The following is an 18,978-nucleotide window of genomic DNA, read 5'->3' as shown; positions in this document are numbered from 1 at the left end:
GCGGACCGTGCTGGGAGCCCGGCGCGCACAGCGTGGGAGCCTCCCCTCGCCCGGTGGGCTCGGCCGCGGAGATACGCGGCCCGGGAGGACCGCGCGGAGCGGGCGAGAGGCCGGCCGGGCGCGGACGCGGCGCCCGCTTCGCGTCACCGGTGGGTAGCATCCCCTCGACATCAGCACGTACGACGCGGGGCGGGAACCGTGAGCGCAGGACCGGGCGATCTCGCCGCGCCCCATATACGGCAACTCGCCGAGGCCGCCTGCCGGGCGAGCGCCCAGGTGCCCGAGGCGCCCATCGACCTGGAGACCCCGCACACGCCGCGGCGCGGCGGCAGCCGTGCCGGCGAGGCGGCCGTGCTCGCGGACCGCCCCGACGGGACAGTGGTCCGCTGCGGCCCCGTCGTCGCCAAGGCGCACGCCCCCGCCGCCGCGCCGGACGACCCGGCAGACCTGGCCGCGCGACTGCGTCTCGCCGCCGATCCACGGGCGGCGGGCATCCTGTTGCCCCCGCTGACGCCCGAGCCGGGCATCCTGCCGGGCGGCCGCCCCATGACCCTGTGGCCGTACGGCGCACCCGTCTGCCCGGACCGGCCCGAGGCGGCGCCGTGGGAGGAGGCCGGAGCGCTCCTCGCACGGCTGCACACGCTCCCGTACGGCGACCTGCCGCTGCCGCCGGCGCGCGGCCCCGCCAAGGCCGCCCGCGCGGTCGCCCGGCTCATCGGGTCCGCCGCCCGCGACACGGCGGCGGCCGAGGCCGTGCTGCGCGCCTGGGAGGGCCTGCCGCCCTGGGCGCGCGCCGAGGCCCCGGTCCCGGTCGCCCGTGCCGAAGCCTCCAGCCTGAGCGGCGGTGGCCGAGCCCCTGCCCCGAGCGGCCGCGCCGAGCCCCCGGGCCCGGCCACCCACGCGGAGGCCCCCGGCCCGGGCGGCCGCGCCGTATGCCACGGGGATCTGCACCTGGGACAGCTCGTACGGCACCCGGCGCCCGACGGGCCGTGGCTGCTCATCGACATCGACGACCTGGGCCTGGGCGACCCGGCCTGGGACCTCGCCCGCCCGGCCGCCTGGTACGCCACCGGGCTGCTCGCGCCCGGGGACTGGACCCGGTTCCTCGCCGCCTACCGCGCCGCCGGCGGCCCCGCCGGGGGCTTCGGCGACGACCCCTGGCCCGTGCTGGACGTCCCCGCCCGCGCGCTGACCGTGCAGTCGGCAGCAACCGCTCTTGCCAAGGCCGCGGCCGCCCGCGCCGGGCTGGACGAGGCGGCGGAGGCGATGGTCGACGCATGCGCCCGCATCGCCGGACTCCCGAGGCCGTAGGGTGAAGTCGACGTGCCCGCCGGGATGTTCCCGGCGGTGCGACCGTCCGATGTGTAAGGAGTTGAGCGGACATGCAGTGTCCCAAGTGCCACGCGCCGATGCATACCTACGACCGCAACGGTGTCCAGATCGAGCAGTGCAGCGGCTGCCGGGGGATCTTCCTGGACTACGGCGAGCTGGAGGCGCTGACCCGGCTTGAGGCGCAGTGGACGCAGCCCGCTCCGCCGCCCGCCGCGCCCGCCCCGCAGGCGTACCCGGCGCAGCCGTACCCCGCGGCCCCCGCCCCCGCCTGGGGCGCCCCGCAGCACCACGGACACCACGGGCACCACGGTCACAAGCGGGGCTTCGCCCACATGCTCTTCTCCTCCTGAGTGAGCACACGGCTGAGGGCCGGAGCGGATGCTCCGGCCCTCAGCCGATCGGTGTGGACGATACTGGGATTGAACCAGTGACCTCTTCCGTGTCAGGGAAGCGCTCTCCCGCTGAGCTAATCGTCCTCGGGACCGCGATCGCCCTCAGGCGACCCCGGGTACAGCGTGCGCGATACTGGGATTGAACCAGTGACCTCTTCCGTGTCAGGGAAGCGCTCTCCCGCTGAGCTAATCGCGCGGGCAGGCCCTCACGGGCCTGCGTCAAGTCCTCGCGGACCCAGTGGACGATACTGGGATTGAACCAGTGACCTCTTCCGTGTCAGGGAAGCGCTCTCCCGCTGAGCTAATCGTCCATGGAGGTGGAGACGGGATTTGAACCCGTGTAGACGGCTTTGCAGGCCGTTGCCTCGCCTCTCGGCCACTCCACCACACTCGCAGGGGACGGGAATCCCCCACTTCGAGCGGACGACGAGATTCGAACTCGCGACCCTCACCTTGGCAAGGTGATGCTCTACCAACTGAGCCACGTCCGCACATGTCCCCGGATGAGATCCGGAGGCATCGTATCCCCGGGGCGCTTTCGCGTCCCGGCGACGTGTTGAACTCTAGCGGATTCCTGAGCCAGCTCAAATTCCGTTTGCCCAGCGTGCTGCGCTGCTCGCGGCGCGCTCACCCGCTGTTCACCCGCCTGAGGCAGCGTTCACCCGCCTGAGGCGGCCCGCCGGAGCCCGCCATACACTCGCAGGCGTGTACGACCTGCCCCCTCTGTCCCGCCCGTCGCCCGCCACCGCCCTCAGCGGTCTGCGCGATGCGCAGGCCCCTCTTGCCAGGTTCGGCGGCCTCGTCGCCACCGACCTGCGCGATGTCACCCGGGACCCCGAAGCGCTGGAGTCCGCGGGCTTCTGGGCGGTCGTCGCCGACTTCGAGGGAGGTCTGCTCTGCGCCCGGTTCGGGGACGTACGCGGCGAGCCCGTACCCCGGCCCGTGCCCGGCGCCTGGCGCGGCCCCGCGCCCACCGACTGGACCTCCTCCCTGGACCGGGACGCCTATATCGCGGGCGTACGGCGGGTTCGCGAGCACATAGCGGCCGGTGACGTTTACCAGGCCAACCTGTGCCGGGTGCTGACCGCGCCGCTGCCCGACCCGGCCCGCGCCGACGTGGACGCCCTGACCGCACTGCTGGCGCGCGGCAACCCCGCCCCGTACGCAGGCACGGTCCGGCTGCCCGCCCACGGTGTGGAGGTCGCCACCGCCTCACCCGAGCTCTATCTGCGGCGCACCGGCCGCGCCGTGGAGTCCGGTCCGATCAAGGGCACCGGGCGGACGGCGGCGGACCTGCTGGAGAAGGACCACGCCGAGAACGTGATGATCGTGGACTTGGTCCGCAACGACCTGGGGAGGGTGTGCGCCACCGGCTCCGTGACCGTGCCCGCGCTGTGCGCCGTCGAGCCTCACCCCGGCCTGGTGCACCTGGTCTCCACCGTGCGCGGCGAGCTGGCCGAGGGGGCGGGCTGGCCGGAGCTGTTCGCCGCGACCTTCCCGCCCGGCTCGGTCACCGGCGCCCCCAAGTCCAGCGCGCTGCGGATCATCGGGGAGCTGGAGACCGCGCCCCGCGGGCCGTACTGCGGCGGCATCGGCTGGGTGGACGCCGACAGCGGCAGCGGCGAGCTGGCCGTGGGCATCCGCACGTTCTGGATCGACCGCGACCACCCGGGCGTACCGGTGCTGCGCTTCGGCACCGGCGCGGGCATCACCTGGGGCTCCGACCCGGAGCGCGAATGGGATGAAACCGAACTGAAGGCCTCCCGGCTGCTCACGGTAGCGTCGGGATCGGCACATCCGCTGACGGGAGGGAACGCACGGTGAGGATCTGGCTCGACGGAGCGCTGCGGGACGTGGACGACGCACGGGTGTCCGTGCTCGACCATGGGATGACCGTGGGGGACGGCGTCTTCGAGACCCTGAAGGCGGAGCACGGCAGGGCCTTCGCGGTCACCCGCCACCTGGAGCGGCTGGCCCGCTCCGCGCGCGGTCTGGGGCTGCCCGAGCCGGACCTGGACGAGGTGCGGCGCGCCTGCGCCGTCGTGCTGGAGGCCAATCCGATGCCGCTCGGCCGGCTGCGGATCACCTACACCGGAGGGTTGTCGCCGCTCGGCTCCGACCGGGGTACGACGGGGCCGACCCTCGCCGTCGCCCTCGGCGAATGCCCCCGCCGGCCGGACACCACCGCTGCGATCACGGTCCCCTGGACCCGTAACGAGCGCGGGGCGCTGGCCGGTCTGAAGACCACCTCCTACGCCGAGAACGTCGTGGCGCTCGCCCGCGCGCACGAACAGGGCGCGACCGAGGCGCTGTTCGCCAACACCGTCGGCCAACTCTGCGAAGGCACCGGTTCCAACGTCTTCGTCGTCCTCGACGGCGAGCTGCACACCCCGCCGGTCGCCTCCGGCTGCCTGGCCGGCATCACCCGGGCCCTCGTCGTGGAGTGGGTCGGCGCCAAGGAGACGGACCTGCCCCTGGAGGTGCTGGAGCGCGCCGACGAGGTCTTCCTCACCTCCACGCTGCGGGACGTCCAGGCCGTGGCGCGGCTGGACGGCCGGTCGCTGCCGGGCGCGCCGGGGCCGGTCACGGCCGAGGCCCTGCGGATCTTCACCGAACGGTCGGCGGCGGACCCCGACCCCGCCTGACCCACCTGACCCGCCAGGGCGGTACGTCCGCCGGTTCGGGGGAACGAAGATCCGAAACCGGGGTGACGCGCCTCCCCGGCGCCGGGTAGAACACCAGGGTGACCACCACCCTGCGGCCCACCGGACCAGAACGGCGTACCGACGACGGCGGGCGCTCCCGCGCGTACGACGTATGCGTCAACAGTCGCCCCGTCGGCCGGATCGACCTCGCCACCGACCATCGCTTCGGCCCCTCGGTGGGGCGGATCGAGCGGCTGGAGGTCGATCCGGCGGACCGGCACCGCGGCCGGGGCACGGTCGCCGCGCTCGCCGCCGAGGAGGTGCTGCGCGGCTGGGGCTGCGAACGGATCGAGGCCGGTGTCCCCGCCGGTGCCACGACCGCGCTGGGGCTCGCGGGAGCGCTCGGCTACAGCGAACGCGGCCGGAACATGATCAAGCACCTCGGCCAGTCCCCGGAGCTGCCCGCGGGCAGCACGGCCCGCCGCCTGTCGGACACGGAGTACCCGGCCTGGCTGGCCCACGAGCGCGAGGGCTACGTCCAGGAGTGGACCGCCCGTGGCGTCCCCGAGGAGCAGGCGCGCGCCAAGGCGGACAACGACTACGCGCAACTACTGCCCCAGGGCCCGGCCACCCCCGGGGCATGTCTGCGCATCCTCGCCCACGACGGCACCGACGTGGGGACGATATGGGTCGCGCTGCACAACCCGCGCGGCGACCAGGGGGAGGCGTACGTCTACTCCGTCGAGGTCGCCGAGGAGCACCGCGGGCGGGGCCACGGCCGCACCCTGATGCTGGTCGCCGAGCGCGAGTGCCTGGCGGCCGGCGTGCGCGACCTCGGACTCCACGTCTTCGCGGGCAGCACCACCGCGCTGCGGCTGTACGAGTCGCTCGGCTACCGCCCGACCCGGTTCAACCTCTTCAAGCAGCTGGTCTAGCGGCGGGCGGCCCGTCCGGCGGCCGGCGCCGGAAGGCCGCGCCGGTCAGCCGCCGGCCGGCCGGTCAGCCGGCCAGCAGGCGGGTGGCGATCTCCTCGATCCGCTCGCGCAGGCCCTCCTGGCTCTTGCCGCCGTCCAGCCGCTCCCCGCCGATCACATACGTGGGCGTGCCGGTCACGCCGATCGCCTTGCCCTCCGCCTCGTCGGCGTCGACGATCAGCAGGTGCCGCCCGTCGATCAGCGCGGTGTCCATCTCCTCGGCGTCCAGGCCCAGTTCCCGCGCGACCGCCACGAGCAGCTCCTCGCCGCGCGCGCCCAACTCCTCCGTACGCTCCAGCACCGCCTCGACGTAACTCCAGCCCTGGCCCTGCTCGGCGGCCTCCTCCGCGGCCTGCGCCGCCGCGCGGGCGTGCTTGTGCCGTTCCAGCGGGAAGTGCCGGAGCCGGATCTCGAGCCGGTCCCCGAACCGTTCGCGCAGCGCGCGCAGATCGGTCAGCGCGGTATGGCAGTCGGGGCACTGGAGCTCGCACCACACGTCGAGGACGAGGGGGCGGGGAAGGTCGGCGTCGCTCATGGGGCCAGTCTCCCAGCTCCCGCGGGTGTCCTCGAACCCGGAGCCGGTGGCACCTGGGGAGGAGGGCCGCCCCCGAGATGTCCCTGAGGCGGCCTCGGGGCCGTGGCCCGTACCGCGCCACAGGGTGCAGGATGGAAGCACAGTTCTCATCGCCAGGAGGATCCGATGCTGATCGACACCGTGTGCGTCGCACTCTCCGCGGGCGGTCTGGGCATCGCCCTGCTGACGGCGTACCGCAAGCGCTTCCTGGCCGCCGCCCGGATCGCCGCCTACGCGCTGATCCCCATCGGCCTGGCCATGACCGGGATCCTCGACTGGATCGCGGACCTGGTCTTCGATCCCACGGTGTGGCTCGGGTTCGCGGTGCTGGGCCTGTCCTGGCTGCTGTTCACGGTCACCCGCGCCGTGGAGCGGCGGCGGGCCGGAGAGCTGGAGGCCGGCGAGGGCACGGGGCGCGCGGCGGTCCCCTCCTCGGACGGCTCCGGACGCAGGCCGCTGGGCAGGGGGAAGGCCAAGCGGTCGGCGGGCTCGGGCGACGAGGACCTCTCCGACATCGAAGCCATCCTCAAAAAGCACGGGATCTGAGGTCCAGCATCCGAGACGGGACCCCGAACTACCGGCAGAAAACAGCGTGTTGGCCGCGGGGTGTTCGCCGCTGGGCCATGATCGTGCCCGAGATGCTGCAACAACCAGGGGAGACCTCTCCCGTCGAGAGCCCGACCGTTCCGCCCAGCGAAGAGCCCCGTGGCTGTCTCTTCGCCCTCTCCCAGCCTCCGCTCATGCTCTTCCTCGGGGTCATCGGCGCACTGCTGCTGCTCACCGCGGTCCACGATCTGTACCGGTGGTGAGAGTCAGGGGGAGACGGTCACTCCGCGGCCTCGCGCCGCCGCGCCCGGTAGGCCGCGACATGCAGCCGGTTGCCGCAGGTACGGCTGTCGCAGTAGCGGCGCGAGCGGTTGCGGGACAGGTCGACGAAGGCGCGTCCGCAGTCCGGTGCCTCGCAGCGCCGCAGCCGCTCGCGCTCGCCCGCGACCACCAGGAACGCCAGCGCCATGCCGCCGTCCGCGGCGAGGTGGTCGGCGACGGACGCGCCGGGCGCGAAGTAGTGCACGTGCCAGTCGTAGCCGTCGTGGTCGGTGAGCCGGGGAGTGGTGCCCGCGGCCGCGACCATCCGGTTGAGCAGGTCGACGGTGCTCTTGGTGTCGGTCGCGGCGAAGACCCGGGCGAACTGGTCGCGCACGCCGTGTACGGCCGCCAGGTCGCGTTCCCCGAGCGTCCCGACGTCGCTGATGTCGCTCTGTTCGACGAAGCGCCGCAGTGCGGCGACGTCGCCGAGGCCGTCGTGGCCCTCGCCCTGCGGCGCGGTGTTCACCAGCTCGACGACCACGTCGAGCGCGTACCGGGTGTCGTGGTTGATCAGCACGGTGTGGGCTCCCTGGCCGGCTGGGGCGGCGGTGGCCGCTCAGCGACCGCCGCCTTCGATCCTGCCGACTCTAGCGGCTGCGCGCGACGGTGCCGCCGCCACGGGACGCCGCGGCGACGGCACCGTCGTCACCTGTGCTGTGCCATTGCTGTGCCATTGTCGTGGGTGCGCCGTCTCCCCGAGTCGGACGGCGTCCTGTCTCAGCTCGCCTCGGACCCCCTCAGCTCTCCGCCAGGATGTGGGAGAGCTCCGTATCGAGATCGAAGTGGCGGTGCTCGGTGCCCGGGGGCACAGCGGCGTCGGTTCGCTTGAGGAACGATTCCAGGGCCCGCGCCGGGGCCTCGAGCAGAGCCTCGCCTTCCGGAGAGCTCAGGGCGATGCAGACGACGCCCTGACCGTGGCTGCGGGACGGCCAGACGCGGACGTCGCCGGTGCCCGTGGGCCGGTGCAGGCCCTCGGCGAGGAGATCGCGGGCGAACACCCACTCGACCGTCTCCTCGGCTCCGGTGTGGAAGGTGGCGTGCACGGCATAGGGATCGGCCGTGTCATACCGCAGGCCCGCGGGTACAGGCAGTGAGGACTCGCTCGACACAACGAGGCGCAGGTGCAGCTCGCAGCTGACCGTGGTGTTCATAAGCGCCAGGGCCTTTCGCTCAGTGTGCGCTCGGGGATTCGCACGTCGGCGAAATCGACATGCCACCTACGGTGCCGTTGTAAACCCCTCTGCCCGTTTTGTGGGTGTTCTGATAGCTCGTGCGGCGGATTATTCGGCGCGTCGATTCCGCCGTACCGGTGACGCCGCGGCATCGGGTACGTTTGGTTATATGAATGCGGAGAGTGACGGTCGACAGGGCGTCGCCGATTCGGCGGCCGACTCTGCGACGACGGGGGACGGCGCCAAGGCGGAACCGGCACTCGGTTCCAAGGCGCCGGGATTCATCAAGAGATCCCGCGCCCTGCATCTGAGCTGGCAGGTCGGGGTCTTCGTGGTGGGGCTCGCGGTCGTGGTCGTGGGCATCATCATGCTGCCCCTGCCCGGCCCCGGCTGGGTGGTGATCTTCGGCGGCATGGCGATCTGGGCGACCGAGTTCGTCTGGGCGCAGCTCGCGCTGCGCTGGACCAAGCGCAAGGTCACCGAGGCGGCGCAGCGCGCGCTGGACCCGAGGGTGCGGAAGCGGAACCTCACCCTGACGGTCATCACGCTGGTGATCTGCGCGGCCGCCGCGGCGGTCTACCTCTGGAAGTTCGGCATCGTGATGCCGTGGAAGATCGACGAGTGATCGAGGAGCGGCCCGTGACCGGCCGGCGGCTGGTCACGGGCACCGTCTGACATGCGCTAATGTTGGGCCTGCGCCCGGGCGATTAGCTCAGTGGGAGAGCGCTTCGTTCACACCGAAGAGGTCACTGGTTCGAACCCAGTATCGCCCACCCGGACCGAGGGCCCGGAGGTTTCACACCTCCGGGCCCTCGGCGTATCCGCGCCGCACACTGGTCTCATGGACTGGTGCCACTACCGCTTCCGCAGCCGCTGGGACCTCGACGCGCCCCCGGACGCCGTCTACGCGGCGCTCGCGGCGGCCGCGGACTATCCGCGGTGGTGGCCGCAGGTCCGCGAGGCGGCCCGCGGCGAGGGCGGCGGTGGCAGCGCCCGGATCCGCTCCCTCATCCCCTACGACCTCGTCGTGACAGCCGACCGGGTACGGGAGGACCCGGTGGCCGGGGAGCTGTGGACCGCGCTCCACGGCGACCTGGAGGGCTGGGCGCGGTGGACCGTACGCGCTCGCGGCGCCGGTGCCCGCGCCCTCTTCGAGCAGGACGTCGTGGTCCGCAAGCCGCTGTTGCGCCGCCTCGCCGTACCGGGCCGTCCCCTCTTCCGCGCCAACCACGCGCTGATGATGCGCGGCGGGCTGCGCGGACTGAGGGCGCTGCTGGCCGAGCGGGAGCGGGACCGAAACGCGGTTTGAACGAAGCCGCCCGCGACCTGTATTGTTCAGGTCGTTCCGCCGGGCAGACCGGCCGGAAACCCGGGGCGATTAGCTCAGTGGGAGAGCGCTTCGTTCACACCGAAGAGGTCACTGGTTCGAACCCAGTATCGCCCACCCCGACGAGGCCGGGCCGCCAACAGGCGGCCCGGCCTCGGGCATTGCCGGACGCGCACTACGCCGCGGCGGTCAGCTTCGGGCGCAGCGGCCACGCCGGGTCGCACGTCTCCTCCGAGCCGTTGCGCGCGAACCACGCCTGAAGGCCGCGGGCCTGTGCCGCGTACCACACCGCCTGCCGGGTGTGCAGCTCCGCCGGGCTCAGCCCCTCCAGCCGGCCCGCGAACCGGCGGCCGACCGCCCGGACGACCTCCAGCGCCGCGACCGCGTCGGCCGCCGCGTCGTGCGCGTCCAGCAGATCCACCGCGTAGTGCGCGCACAGATCGGTCAGCGTACGGCGCCCCTTGCGATAGCGGTCCAGATGCTTGTCGAGCACCCGCGGATCGAGCACACACAGCGAACTGGTCGACAGATAGGCGGCCAGCGAGGAGTTCCGATGCCGCTTCAACTCCCGGTCCAGCAGCGTCAGATCGAACGGCGCGTTCATCACCACCAGCGGTGTGCCGCGCATCGACTGCTCCGCCAGCGCCCGCGCCACCTCCTCCATCACCGGCGCCGGCCACCGCCCGTGGCGCTGCAGATGGTCATCGGTCAGCCCGTGTATCGCGCTCGCCGCCTCCGGGACGGGCACCCCGGGGCTCACCAGCCACCGCATGACCTCCGGCACCCCGCCCGGCACGCGCTGCACGACCAGCGCGGCGGACACGATCCGGTCACGTTCGACATCGACACCCGTGGTCTCCGTGTCGAAGGCGGCGAGAGGTCCCTCGAACCAGCACGGCATGGCCCCAACTCCTCGTGCTTGCGTGCCGAATGGCATGTACGACCGGGCCCGAGCAGGTGATACCCGAGGAAACCGGCCGTCGAACCGTCCTTCGTGCGCCGCCGATCGGTCCTCCGTGCGCCGCCGAACCGCCTTCGTTTGCCGACACTCCGGCCAGGAGACAACACAGGTGTACGGACCGGCTCTTCGCCGGACAGATACGGCAAAGCCCGGAAGGCGATGGCGACATGGCGCTCGCGCAGCCCGACCCGGCCACTCAGGCGCACAGCCCGTCACCCGAGCCGATCGCCCCACTGCGCGGCGCGCTCGCCACCACCGCCTGCATGGAGACCCTTCAGGTGGGCTATCTGCACGCCGTCGCGGCCGCCGCCGGCTGCTCCCTGGCTCAGCCCTTCCCCGACAACGGCATCGACTGGCACGTCAGCCACGCCTCCCGCGGCCACACCGTCGACGACGAAGTGACGATCAAGGTGCAGCTGAAGTGCACCTACCAGCTCGCCCCGCGGCCACCGGGCGCCACCTTCGCCTTCACCCTCGACAACGACCACCTGGTCAAGCTCGCCCGCAGCCCGGTGTCGGTGCACAAGATCCTCGTCGTGATGATCGTGCCCCGCCGCCAGGAGGACTGGCTCCGCGCCGGACACGACCGGCTCGCGCTGCGGCACTGCTGCTACTGGACCAACCTGGCGGGCCACCCGGTCACGGGCCGCCGCCGGACCACCGTGCGGATTCCGACCACGCGCGTCTTCGACGACCGCGCGCTCTGCGAGATCATGACCCGGGTCGGGGTGGGAGGGAGACCCTGATGCACTGGCCGACCGACGAGCCCGTACCCACCCCCCAACCCGGCCGGGTCGACCCGGCCGTGCTCGGCGCGCTGCTCGCCCGGCACGGCTGGCGGCGCCGCGGCGGCGCGCCCGGCCGGTACGCCCGCTGGACACCGCCCGGCCCCCTCGGCGGCGGCACCAGCCTGCTCGTACCCGAGAGCCACGACTTCCCCGACAGCGGCGACCTGCTCGCCGAGGCGCTCACCGCCCTCGCCCGCAGCGCCGCGCCGAGCGCCCGCGACGTGCTCGTCGGCCTCACCGTCCCCAGCGACGAGATCCGCTGGTGGCGGGATGTCCCCGAGTCCGTCGAGGGGGCGGCGGCCTGGACCGCCCAGGAGCAGCTGCGCGCCGCCGCCCGCACGATGCTGCTGGCCGGCGCCCTGGCCACCCGCGAACGCGCCGGATACCACGGCGCCCGGCACCGCCGCGCGGCCGAGGCGACGCTGGACCGGGTCCTGGTCGGCCCCGTCACCCCGGCGCCCGGCGGCCGGGCGCTGACCGTCTTCGTCCCCGTCAGCGGCGGGCGGGCGGTCACGGCCGCCCTGCTGCGCGCGCTGTACGCCGCCCGCGACGCCGCCGACTACCAGCGGGCCACCGGCGGCATGGAGGCGTTCGACGCCGCGGTGCGGGCGGGCGTCAGCCGCGAGCTGACCGACTCCCTGGTGGCACTGGTACGCGGCAGCGAAGGCACCCGCGTCGCGCTGGCGTGGTCACCCGCGGCGGGCCCTCCGGACGGCTTCACACCCCGGCCGGAACCGGTGGAGTTCACCCCCGGCGACCTGCCCGCGCTGCGCGAGGCCGGCGCCCGCTACCTGCGGGACGAGCCGTCCGTCCCGGTCCGGATCACCGGCGCCGTGGTCCGGCTGCGCCGCGCCGCCCCCGGCGGCCCCGGCACCGTGCGGCTGCGGGTGCTCGCCGGGGCCGACGTCGACCAGGTGCGCATCGCCCTGGACGAGGACGACTACCGCATCGCGGGGCACGCGCACCTGGTCGGGCTGCCGGTCCGGGTCAGCGGCCGACTGGAGAGCCGGGGCGGCTTCCGCCGGCTCACCGGGGCGACCGGTGTCACCCCCGTCGAGGTCGACGAGGCCGAGCGGGACCGGCTGGTCAAGGCGCTCCAGGAGAACCTGGACTTCTTCGAGGAGGCATGCGGCGGCGGCTGAACCCGCGCGCCGCCGGGCCCGGCCCGTACGAACGGGTGCGGGCCGGCGGCAAACCGTTTCGCGGTCACACCCTCCGGCTCGGTACGATTCACGCTGCGCGGCGAATCCGCTGCGACGCATCCATGAGTCAGGAGAGACCGGTGTCAGACGTCCGTGTGATCATCCAACGCGATTCCGAGCGGGAAGAGCGCGTGGTGACCACGGGCACGACGGCGGCGGACCTCTTCGACGGGGACCGTGCCATCGTCGCCGCGCGCGTGGCCGGGCAGCTCAAGGACCTGGCGTACGCGCTCGCCGACGGCGACGAGGTGGAGCCGGTCGAGATCTCCAGCCCGGACGGCCTGGACATCCTGCGCCACTCCACCGCGCACGTGCTCGCGCAGGCCGTGCAGGAGCTGTTCCCGGAGGCGAAGCTGGGCATCGGCCCGCCGATCCGCGACGGCTTCTACTACGACTTCGACGTCGAGAACCCGTTCCACCCGGACGATCTCAAGCGCATCGAGAAGAAGATGCAGGAGATCCAGAAGCGCGGGCAGAAGTTCGCCCGCCGCGCGGTGACCGACGAGGCCGCGCGCGAGGAGCTGGCCGACGAGCCGTACAAGCTGGAGCTGATCGGGCTCAAGGGCTCGGCCGCCGACGCCGCCGAGGGCGCCTCCGCCGAGGTCGGCGCGGGCGAGCTGACCATCTACGACAACCTGGACGCCAAGACCGGCGAGCTGTGCTGGAAGGACCTGTGCCGCGGTCCGCACCTGCCCAGCACCCGCGTCATCCCGGCCTTCAAGCTGATGCGCAGCGCCGGCGCGTACTGGCGCGGCAGCGAGAAGAACCCGATGCTCCAGCGCATCTACGGCACCGCCTGGCCGTCCAAGGACGAGCTCAAGGCGCACCTGGAGTTCCTGGCGGAGGCCGAGAAGCGCGACCACCGCAAGCTCGGCAACGAGCTGGACCTGTTCTCTATCCCGGAGGAGCTGGGCTCGGGCCTGGCCGTGTTCCACCCCAAGGGCGGTGTGATCCGCCGGGTCATGGAGGACTACTCGCGCAAGCGGCACGAGGAGTCGGACTACGAGTTCGTCAACACCCCGCACATCACGAAGGCCAACCTCTTCGAGACCTCGGGGCACCTGCCGCACTACGCCGAGTCGATGTTCCCGCCCATGGAGTTCGAGGGGCAGGACTACTACCTCAAGGCCATGAACTGCCCGATGCACAACCTGATCTTCAGGGCACGCGGGCGTTCGTACCGAGAATTGCCCTTGAGGCTCTTCGAGTTCGGCACGGTCTACCGCTACGAGAAGTCCGGCGTGGTCCACGGCCTGACCCGCGCCCGCGGCTTCACCCAGGACGACTCGCACATCTACTGCACCAAGGAGCAGATGGCGGACGAGCTGGACAACCTGCTCACCTTCGTCCTGAACCTGCTCCGCGACTACGGCCTCAGCGACTTCTACCTGGAGCTCTCTACCCGCGACGAGTCCGAGAAGTTCATCGGTGAGCCCGAGGAGTGGGCGGAGGCCACCGAGACGCTGCGCCAGGCCGCGGAGAAGCAGGGCCTGGAGCTGGTCATGGACCCGGGCGGCGCGGCCTACTACGGTCCGAAGATCTCCGTGCAGGCCAAGGACGCCATCGGCCGCACCTGGCAGATGTCGACGCTCCAGGTGGACTTCCAGCAGCCGAAGCGCTTCAACCTCGAGTACACGGCGGCGGACGGCTCCCGGCAGCGGCCGGTCATGATCCACCGCGCGCTGTTCGGCAGCATCGAGCGGTTCTTCGCGGTGCTGCTGGAGCACTACGCGGGCGCCTTCCCGGCGTGGCTGGCTCCGGTCCAGGCGGTCGGCATCCCGATCGGCGACGGCCATGTCCCGTACCTGCGGGAGTTCGCGGCCCAGGCGAAGGCCAAGGGGCTGCGCATGGAGGTTGACGCGTCCTCCGACCGCATGCAGAAGAAGATCCGCAACGCGCAGAAGCAGAAGATTCCGTTCATGGTCATCGCCGGTGACGAGGACGTGGCCAACGGTGCGGTCAGCTTCCGCTACCGCGACGGCTCGCAGAAGAACGGCATTCCGCGTGACCAGGCGATCGCCGAGATCGTTGATGTGGTGGAGCGCCGGATCCAGGTGTGATGCCTTCCCCGCATGAGCGGGGGTGATCCGCTGTAGCCGTACAACGGCGGCCAGCTCATGGCGTGGTCCCCGCACATGCGGGGGTTCGGGCCCCGGGGCGCTGACCCGGGGCCCGTTTCCATGCCGCCACGCCATATGCTGGCCCGCATGACGAGTGAGCCGGAGCAGCAGATCGGAGTCGGTACCCAGGACGCCTTCCAGCGCCTGTGGACGCCCCACCGGATGGCCTACATCCAAGGCGAGAACAAGCCGACCGGGCCGGGGGCCGATGACGGATGCCCGTTCTGCACCATTCCGGAGAAGTCCGACGAGGACGGGCTGATCGTCGCGCGCGGATCGCACGTCTACGCCGTACTCAATCTCTACCCCTACAACGGCGGACACTTGATGCTCGTCCCGTTCCGCCACGTCGCCGACTACACCGAGCTGGACAGCCGCGAGACCGTCGAGCTGGCGGAGTTCACCAAAGCGGCAATGGTCGCCCTCCGTACCGCCTCCGGCGCGCACGGTTTCAACATCGGCATGAACCAGGGCGCCGCGGCCGGCGCCGGGATCGCCGCGCATCTGCACCAGCACGTGGTGCCGCGCTGGGGCGGCGACACCAACTTCATGCCGGTCGTCGGCCACACCAAGGTGCTGCCGCAGCTGCTCGCCGACACCCGGCGGATGCTCGCCGACGCCTGGCCGCTGGGGTAGCGGGCGCCCCTGCCGGGCGCCCGCCACCGGCCATTACGCCATGTACTCGTCGGCCTTCGACGGCACCGGGGCCTGGACGGCGCCGCTGAGGAACGTCGCCCGCTGGCCGAACTTCTCGGTGTCCACGCCGTTGTCCTTGAGCACTCGGATCGCCGCCTCGTGGACCACGCGCAGGACGGGGGTGGCGGCGCGCAGCGCGTCGTCGGCCATGAAGCGGTGGCGCCACGGCTTGTCCGCCCAGGCGTGCCGCAGCCCGAACGGCTCGGGCAGGGTGAGCTTGCCGCCCAGGTAGTCCAGCAGCGGCGGGTACCAGGTGAGGGGGGCGCGCGCGGCGAGCCGTACCACCTCCTTGGCGTCCACCAGCGGCAGCGGGACCTCCTTGGTCTCCCAGAACTTGACCGTCTTGCTGACCGTCTTGGACGGCGCGGTGGGCTTGGTGGTGAACAGCGGGTGCACCGGGCCCAGCGCGTGCCCGGTGACCTCGATCCGCAGCGTGTTGTGCAGGTACGTCACCGTGACCAGCATGGTGATCACCAACTGGCCGTCCCACAGCACGAACTGCACGCCCAGGTAGTGCCGGTCGCCGGCGCCGAACTGCTGCTGGTCGCAGATCCGCTGGAGCTCGACGCCCTTTATCTGGTAGCCCTCCTCCTCGGTGGTGCCGCCGCGCGCCACCTCCTTGGCGCCCTCGCCGACGGGGGAGACCACCCAGTGCCGCACCGAGGGCGGGGTGAAGCCGCCGGTGTGCAGCGAGCCGCGCTCCAGCAGCCGCAGCTGGTCGTGGATGGACTTGATCACGTCCCAGCTGCGGAAGGGGTTGATCTCCTTGCCCTCTTCGGCCGGCACCAGGTCCTCGGCCATGTGCCAGCTGCCCCAGCGGGTGCCCATGCCGAGTATGCCCTTGCCGCCCGCGTAGAAGACGACGTTGCTGTACTGCTCGGCGGTGAGCTTCTCCAGGCCCTTGCGGAGCTGCTCGGCGGCGCCGCCCGGCGCGCTCGGCACGGCCTCGGGGATCTTGGCGCCGACGCCGCCGCCGGAGAGCAGGCCCGTCCAGCGGTCCCGCAGATCCTCCGCCGTGTGCTCGCTGATCCGCTTCGCCAGCCACCAGCCGATCACCGGGGCCACCGGGACCGCGCGCAGATACCAGCCCAGCGGCCCGCCGACCGGCATCTTGATCATGAAGAAGACGACGGCGGCCGCCAGGGCGACCAGCACCAGCGTGCCCACCGCGCCGACCCGCTTGTCCTGCGACCCGGCGATCGTGCGGCGCAGCTGGAAGGCGCCCAGCCACAGCAGCACACCGGGCAGGAAGAGGAGTCCGAAGACGACCATCAGCGCCGTCAGGCGGGCGTCGCGCTGCCTGCGGATGCGGTTGGCCGCCAGGCAGTGCTCCACGACCGTCTGCGGTTCGGTGCCGAAGGACTGGATCAGTTGCTTGCGTCCACCGCCCAGCATCCGCAGCTGCACCGCTCGCGCGAACGCCTCACCCAGATTGGGCTCGAAGAGGGATATCCGGGGTGCTTTGACCTCCGACACCGTCCAGTCGGAGTTCGCGTCCAGCAGTTTGGCCACCGGGCTGTCGCGATAGGCCGCTGACGCGAGGGCCTGCGTCGCCGCGGTCTGTCCCGCCGCCCCCGTGAGCGGGACCTGTGCCCCGGGACTGAAGTCGTATCCGTCCGTCACCAACGCCCCCAATACCGCATGCTGCTTGAGCTGCGGTATCAGGGTATCCACCGAGGGCGCCACCTGTCGCCGGGGCGTCGCAGAAGCCGCCCGCCCAAGGGGAGTTGGGCGGGCGGCGGCGCGATCAGGCCGCGGCGGTGGCCTGTTCCCGGATACGTTCCGCCAGTTGAGGGGGCATCGGCTCATGCCGGGCGTAGTCGCGGCTGAACCGCCCGGTGCCGTGCGACAGCGAGCGCAGGTCGATCGCGTACCGCCCGATCTCGATCTCCGGGACCTCGGCGCGGATCAGCGTGAGGCCGCCGCCGGACTGCTCGGTGCCCAGGACACGGCCGCGCCGCCCCGACAGATCGCTCATCACCGGGCCCACGTACTCGTCGGAGACCAGCACCCGCACCTCGGCGACCGGCTCCAGCAGGTGGATCGGGACCTCGGCGGCGGCCTCCCGCAGGGCGAGCGCGCCCGCGGTCTGGAACGCGGCGTCCGAGGAGTCCACCGAGTGCGCCTTGCCGTCGAGCAGCGTGACGCGCACGTCGACCAGCGGGTATCCGGCGGCGACGCCGCGGGCCGCCTGGGCCCGGACGCCCTTCTCCACGGACGGGATGAACTGCCGCGGCACCGCGCCGCCCACCACCTTGTCCACGAACTCGATGCCCGAGCCGCCGGGCAGCGGCTCCACCAGGATCTCGCAGATGGCGTACTGGCCGTGGCCGCCGGACTGTTTCACGTGCCGTCCGCGGCCGGGCGCCGGGGCGCCGAACGTCTCGCGCAGCGACACCTTGTGCGGGACGGTGTCGACCTGGACGCCGTACCGGGTGCGCAGCCGCTCCAGTGCCACGTCCCGGTGCGCCTCGCCCAGGCACCACAGCACCACCTGGTGGGTGTCCTGGTTCTGCTCCAGCCGCATCGTCGGGTCCTCGGCCACCAGCCGGGCCAGGCCCTGGGAGAGCTTGTCCTCGTCCGGCTTGCTGTGCGCCTGGATGGCCACCGGCAGCAGTGGGTCGGGCATCTCCCACGGCGCCATCAGCAGCGGCTCGTCCTTCGCGGACAGGGTGTCGCCGGTCTCGGCGTGGTTGAGCTTGGCGACACAGGCCAGGTCCCCGGCGATGGCCTGGGCCAGGGTGCGCTGCTGTTTGCCGAACGGCGCGGACAGGGCGCCCACCCGCTCGTCCACATCGTGGTCCTCATGACCACGGTCCTCCAGGCCGTGCCCGGACACGTGCACCGTCTCGTCCGGGCGCAGGGTCCCGGAGAAGACCCGCACCAGCGAGATCCGGCCGACATACGGATCGGAGGAGGTCTTGACCACCTCGGCGGCCAGCGGGCCGTCGGGATCGCAGGTCAGCGCCGGGCGCCGGGTGCCCTCGGGGGTGGTGACCGCGGGGGCCTCGCGCTCCATCGGGGTGGGGAAGCCGCCGGTGACCAGTTCCAGCAGCTCGATCGTGCCCAGTCCGTGCCGGGCCCCTTCGGCGGCGGGCGCGGCGGCCAGCACCGGGTGGAAGGTGCCGCGCGCGACGGCCTTCTCCAGGTCCTCGACCAGGGTCTTCATGTCGATCTCGGCGCCGCCCAGATAGCGGTCCATGAGGGTCTCGTCCTCGCTCTCGGCGATGATCCCCTCGATGAGCCGGTTCCGGGCCTCGGCGATCCGCGGCAGAAGCTCTTCGGCCGGTGCGGTCTCCTTCCGTTCGCCGGACGCGTAGTCGAAGATCCGCTCGGTCAGCAGGCCGATCAGCCCGGTGACGGGAGCGTGCCCGTCCGCGCCCGCCGTGCCGCGCAGCGGCAGGTACAGCGGCAGTACGGCGTCGGGGTCGTCGCCGCCGAACGCCGCCTGGCACGTCTGGACCATCTCCTCGAAGCCGGCCCGCGCCGACTCCAGGTGGGTGATCACCAGGGCGCGGGGCATTCCGACGGCCGCGCACTCCTCCCACACCATGCGGGTCGCGCCGTCCACCCCGTCCGCCGCCGAGACGACGAAGAGGGCCGCGTCCGCTGCTCGCAGACCGGCCCTCAGTTCACCGACGAAGTCGGCGTATCCGGGGGTGTCCAGTAGATTGATCTTGATCCCGGCCCATTCGACGGGGACCAGGGACAGCTGCACGGAGCGCTGCTGCCGGTGCTCGATCTCGTCGTAGTCGGAGAGCGAGCCGCCGTCCTCGACCCGGCCCGCGCGGTTCACCGCGCCCGTGGCCAGGGCCAGCGCCTCCACCAGTGTGGTCTTGCCGGATCCACTGTGGCCGACCAGCACCACGTTCCTTACGGAGCCGGGCTGGTCGGCCGTCATAGCCCTGCCGGCGGCCCCTGGGTTCGT

General features: G+C 72.3%; 19 protein-coding genes and 7 tRNA genes. 15 read left to right on the top strand and 11 right to left on the bottom strand.

Going from position 1 to position 18,978, the window contains the following annotated elements:
* The first annotated feature begins 291 nt into the window (after window positions 1-291).
* On the top strand, window positions 292-1,311 hold the full coding sequence (locus ACQUSR_RS04885) for a phosphotransferase (RefSeq protein WP_431047387.1): 1,020 nt from the start codon (window positions 292-294) through the stop codon (window positions 1,309-1,311).
* A gap of 71 nt (window positions 1,312-1,382) precedes the next feature.
* Window positions 1,383-1,682, top strand: a complete 300-nt coding sequence (locus ACQUSR_RS04880; RefSeq protein WP_431041281.1) for a zf-TFIIB domain-containing protein — start codon at window positions 1,383-1,385, stop codon at window positions 1,680-1,682.
* Window positions 1,683-1,736: 54 nt separating this feature from the next.
* On the opposite strand, the gene ACQUSR_RS04875 is transcribed toward ACQUSR_RS04880, so the two are convergent.
* From ACQUSR_RS04875 to ACQUSR_RS04855, 5 genes are all read right to left on the bottom strand, one after another.
* Window positions 1,737-1,808: transfer RNA gene (locus ACQUSR_RS04875), tRNA-Val, on the bottom strand.
* 40 nt (window positions 1,809-1,848) lie between these two features.
* Window positions 1,849-1,920, bottom strand: a tRNA-Val gene (locus ACQUSR_RS04870).
* A 43-nt stretch (window positions 1,921-1,963) separates the two neighbouring features.
* Window positions 1,964-2,035, bottom strand: a tRNA-Val gene (locus tag ACQUSR_RS04865).
* 1 nt (window position 2,036) lies between these two features.
* Window positions 2,037-2,110: transfer RNA gene (locus ACQUSR_RS04860), tRNA-Cys, on the bottom strand.
* Window positions 2,111-2,142: 32 nt separating this feature from the next.
* Window positions 2,143-2,215, bottom strand: a tRNA-Gly gene (locus tag ACQUSR_RS04855).
* Between the two features lie 232 nt (window positions 2,216-2,447).
* On the opposite strand from ACQUSR_RS04855, the gene ACQUSR_RS04850 reads away from it, so the two are divergent.
* From ACQUSR_RS04850 to ACQUSR_RS04840, 3 genes are all read left to right on the top strand, one after another.
* A complete protein-coding gene (locus tag ACQUSR_RS04850; protein ID WP_431047385.1) occupies window positions 2,448-3,548 on the top strand; it encodes a chorismate-binding protein in 1,101 nt (366 codons plus the stop codon).
* Window positions 3,545-4,369: an aminotransferase class IV gene (locus tag ACQUSR_RS04845; protein ID WP_431041280.1), complete on the top strand. Its 825-nt coding sequence runs from the start codon at window positions 3,545-3,547 to the stop codon at window positions 4,367-4,369. Before ACQUSR_RS04850 ends, ACQUSR_RS04845 begins: the two co-directional genes overlap by 4 nt.
* 98 nt (window positions 4,370-4,467) lie before the next feature.
* Entirely contained in the window at window positions 4,468-5,304 is an 837-nt protein-coding gene (locus ACQUSR_RS04840; RefSeq protein WP_431041279.1) for a GNAT family N-acetyltransferase, read from the top strand.
* Between the two features lie 64 nt (window positions 5,305-5,368).
* On the opposite strand, the gene ACQUSR_RS04835 is transcribed toward ACQUSR_RS04840, so the two are convergent.
* On the bottom strand, window positions 5,369-5,878 hold the full coding sequence (locus ACQUSR_RS04835; RefSeq protein ID WP_431041278.1) for a DsbA family protein: 510 nt from the start codon (window positions 5,876-5,878) through the stop codon (window positions 5,369-5,371).
* Window positions 5,879-6,043: 165 nt separating this feature from the next.
* Here ACQUSR_RS04835 and ACQUSR_RS04830 point away from each other — a divergent pair, with 165 nt between their 5' ends.
* Window positions 6,044-6,463: a hypothetical protein gene (locus tag ACQUSR_RS04830; protein ID WP_431041277.1), complete on the top strand. Its 420-nt coding sequence runs from the start codon at window positions 6,044-6,046 to the stop codon at window positions 6,461-6,463.
* 92 nt (window positions 6,464-6,555) lie between these two features.
* Window positions 6,556-6,726 (top strand): hypothetical protein, encoded by a 171-nt coding sequence (locus ACQUSR_RS04825; RefSeq protein WP_431041276.1) that lies wholly within the window; start codon window positions 6,556-6,558, stop codon window positions 6,724-6,726.
* A 17-nt stretch (window positions 6,727-6,743) separates the two neighbouring features.
* Here ACQUSR_RS04825 and ACQUSR_RS04820 read toward each other — a convergent pair whose 3' ends face one another.
* Together ACQUSR_RS04820 and ACQUSR_RS04815 are read right to left on the bottom strand one after the other, a co-directional pair.
* Window positions 6,744-7,301: a CGNR zinc finger domain-containing protein gene (locus ACQUSR_RS04820; protein WP_431041275.1), complete on the bottom strand. Its 558-nt coding sequence runs from the start codon at window positions 7,299-7,301 to the stop codon at window positions 6,744-6,746.
* 220 nt (window positions 7,302-7,521) lie between these two features.
* Complete coding sequence (locus ACQUSR_RS04815) at window positions 7,522-7,935, bottom strand: SsgA family sporulation/cell division regulator (protein ID WP_003959770.1); 414 nt, start codon at window positions 7,933-7,935, stop codon at window positions 7,522-7,524.
* A 190-nt stretch (window positions 7,936-8,125) separates the two neighbouring features.
* Between ACQUSR_RS04815 and ACQUSR_RS04810 the strand changes: the two genes are divergently transcribed.
* The 4 genes from ACQUSR_RS04810 (at window position 8,126) to ACQUSR_RS04795 (ending at window position 9,400) form a co-directional block, all read left to right on the top strand.
* Window positions 8,126-8,581, top strand: coding sequence for a TIGR02611 family protein (locus tag ACQUSR_RS04810; protein WP_431041274.1), 456 nt, complete (start codon window positions 8,126-8,128; stop codon window positions 8,579-8,581).
* 76 nt (window positions 8,582-8,657) lie between these two features.
* Window positions 8,658-8,729: transfer RNA gene (locus ACQUSR_RS04805), tRNA-Val, on the top strand.
* Between the two features lie 68 nt (window positions 8,730-8,797).
* Window positions 8,798-9,265 carry an SRPBCC family protein gene (locus tag ACQUSR_RS04800; RefSeq protein WP_431041273.1) on the top strand — a complete coding sequence of 156 codons (468 nt, stop codon included), beginning with the start codon at window positions 8,798-8,800 and terminating at the stop codon, window positions 9,263-9,265.
* A gap of 63 nt (window positions 9,266-9,328) precedes the next feature.
* Window positions 9,329-9,400, top strand: a tRNA-Val gene (locus tag ACQUSR_RS04795).
* 58 nt (window positions 9,401-9,458) lie between these two features.
* Here ACQUSR_RS04795 and ACQUSR_RS04790 read toward each other — a convergent pair.
* A complete protein-coding gene (locus ACQUSR_RS04790) occupies window positions 9,459-10,184 on the bottom strand; it encodes an exonuclease domain-containing protein (RefSeq protein WP_431041272.1) in 726 nt (241 codons plus the stop codon).
* Window positions 10,185-10,411: 227 nt separating this feature from the next.
* On the opposite strand from ACQUSR_RS04790, the gene ACQUSR_RS04785 reads away from it, so the two are divergent.
* The 4 genes from ACQUSR_RS04785 to ACQUSR_RS04770 all read left to right on the top strand — a co-directional run bounded on the left by ACQUSR_RS04785 (window position 10,412) and on the right by ACQUSR_RS04770 (window position 14,990).
* Complete coding sequence (locus ACQUSR_RS04785; RefSeq protein WP_431041271.1) at window positions 10,412-10,990, top strand: DUF4365 domain-containing protein; 579 nt, start codon at window positions 10,412-10,414, stop codon at window positions 10,988-10,990.
* Window positions 10,990-12,174 carry a hypothetical protein gene (locus ACQUSR_RS04780; protein ID WP_431041270.1) on the top strand — a complete coding sequence of 395 codons (1,185 nt, stop codon included), beginning with the start codon at window positions 10,990-10,992 and terminating at the stop codon, window positions 12,172-12,174. The genes ACQUSR_RS04785 and ACQUSR_RS04780 overlap by 1 nt, the downstream gene beginning before the upstream one ends.
* A gap of 140 nt (window positions 12,175-12,314) precedes the next feature.
* Complete coding sequence (gene thrS, locus ACQUSR_RS04775) at window positions 12,315-14,294, top strand: threonine--tRNA ligase (RefSeq protein ID WP_431041269.1); 1,980 nt, start codon at window positions 12,315-12,317, stop codon at window positions 14,292-14,294.
* Window positions 14,295-14,429: 135 nt separating this feature from the next.
* Window positions 14,430-14,990: an HIT family protein gene (locus ACQUSR_RS04770; protein WP_431047383.1), complete on the top strand. Its 561-nt coding sequence runs from the start codon at window positions 14,430-14,432 to the stop codon at window positions 14,988-14,990.
* 33 nt (window positions 14,991-15,023) lie between these two features.
* On the opposite strand, the gene ACQUSR_RS04765 is transcribed toward ACQUSR_RS04770, so the two are convergent.
* Together ACQUSR_RS04765 and ACQUSR_RS04760 are read right to left on the bottom strand one after the other, a co-directional pair.
* Window positions 15,024-16,673 (bottom strand): hypothetical protein, encoded by a 1,650-nt coding sequence (locus tag ACQUSR_RS04765; RefSeq protein WP_431047381.1) that lies wholly within the window; start codon window positions 16,671-16,673, stop codon window positions 15,024-15,026.
* Window positions 16,674-16,797: 124 nt separating this feature from the next.
* Window positions 16,798-18,951, bottom strand: coding sequence for an elongation factor G-like protein EF-G2 (locus tag ACQUSR_RS04760; RefSeq protein ID WP_431041268.1), 2,154 nt, complete (start codon window positions 18,949-18,951; stop codon window positions 16,798-16,800).
* Between the last annotated feature and the right edge of the window lie 27 nt (window positions 18,952-18,978).

The sequence above is a fragment of the Streptomyces sp. P1-3 genome, assembly GCF_050613155.1.
Classification (GTDB): Bacteria; Actinomycetota; Actinomycetes; order Streptomycetales; family Streptomycetaceae; genus Streptomyces.
This window is presented reverse-complemented; position numbering and strand designations above follow the sequence as displayed.

Excerpts from the sequence above, each read along its gene's own strand:
- ACQUSR_RS04880 (WP_431041281.1), top strand. The coding sequence starts at position 1,383 with ATGCAGTGTCCCAAGTGCCACGCGCCGATGCATACCTACGACCGCAAC.
- ACQUSR_RS04835 (WP_431041278.1), bottom strand. The coding sequence starts at position 5,878 with ATGAGCGACGCCGACCTTCCCCGCCCCCTCGTCCTCGACGTGTGGTGC.
- ACQUSR_RS04830 (WP_431041277.1), top strand. The coding sequence starts at position 6,044 with ATGCTGATCGACACCGTGTGCGTCGCACTCTCCGCGGGCGGTCTGGGC.
- ACQUSR_RS04825 (WP_431041276.1), top strand. The coding sequence starts at position 6,556 with ATGCTGCAACAACCAGGGGAGACCTCTCCCGTCGAGAGCCCGACCGTT.
- ACQUSR_RS04815 (WP_003959770.1), bottom strand. The coding sequence starts at position 7,935 with ATGAACACCACGGTCAGCTGCGAGCTGCACCTGCGCCTCGTTGTGTCG.
- ACQUSR_RS04810 (WP_431041274.1), top strand. The coding sequence starts at position 8,126 with ATGAATGCGGAGAGTGACGGTCGACAGGGCGTCGCCGATTCGGCGGCC.
- ACQUSR_RS04800 (WP_431041273.1), top strand. The coding sequence starts at position 8,798 with ATGGACTGGTGCCACTACCGCTTCCGCAGCCGCTGGGACCTCGACGCG.
- ACQUSR_RS04790 (WP_431041272.1), bottom strand. The coding sequence starts at position 10,184 with ATGCCGTGCTGGTTCGAGGGACCTCTCGCCGCCTTCGACACGGAGACC.
- ACQUSR_RS04785 (WP_431041271.1), top strand. The coding sequence starts at position 10,412 with ATGGCGCTCGCGCAGCCCGACCCGGCCACTCAGGCGCACAGCCCGTCA.
- ACQUSR_RS04780 (WP_431041270.1), top strand. The coding sequence starts at position 10,990 with ATGCACTGGCCGACCGACGAGCCCGTACCCACCCCCCAACCCGGCCGG.
- ACQUSR_RS04770 (WP_431047383.1), top strand. The coding sequence starts at position 14,430 with ATGCTGGCCCGCATGACGAGTGAGCCGGAGCAGCAGATCGGAGTCGGT.
- ACQUSR_RS04760 (WP_431041268.1), bottom strand. The coding sequence starts at position 18,951 with ATGACGGCCGACCAGCCCGGCTCCGTAAGGAACGTGGTGCTGGTCGGC.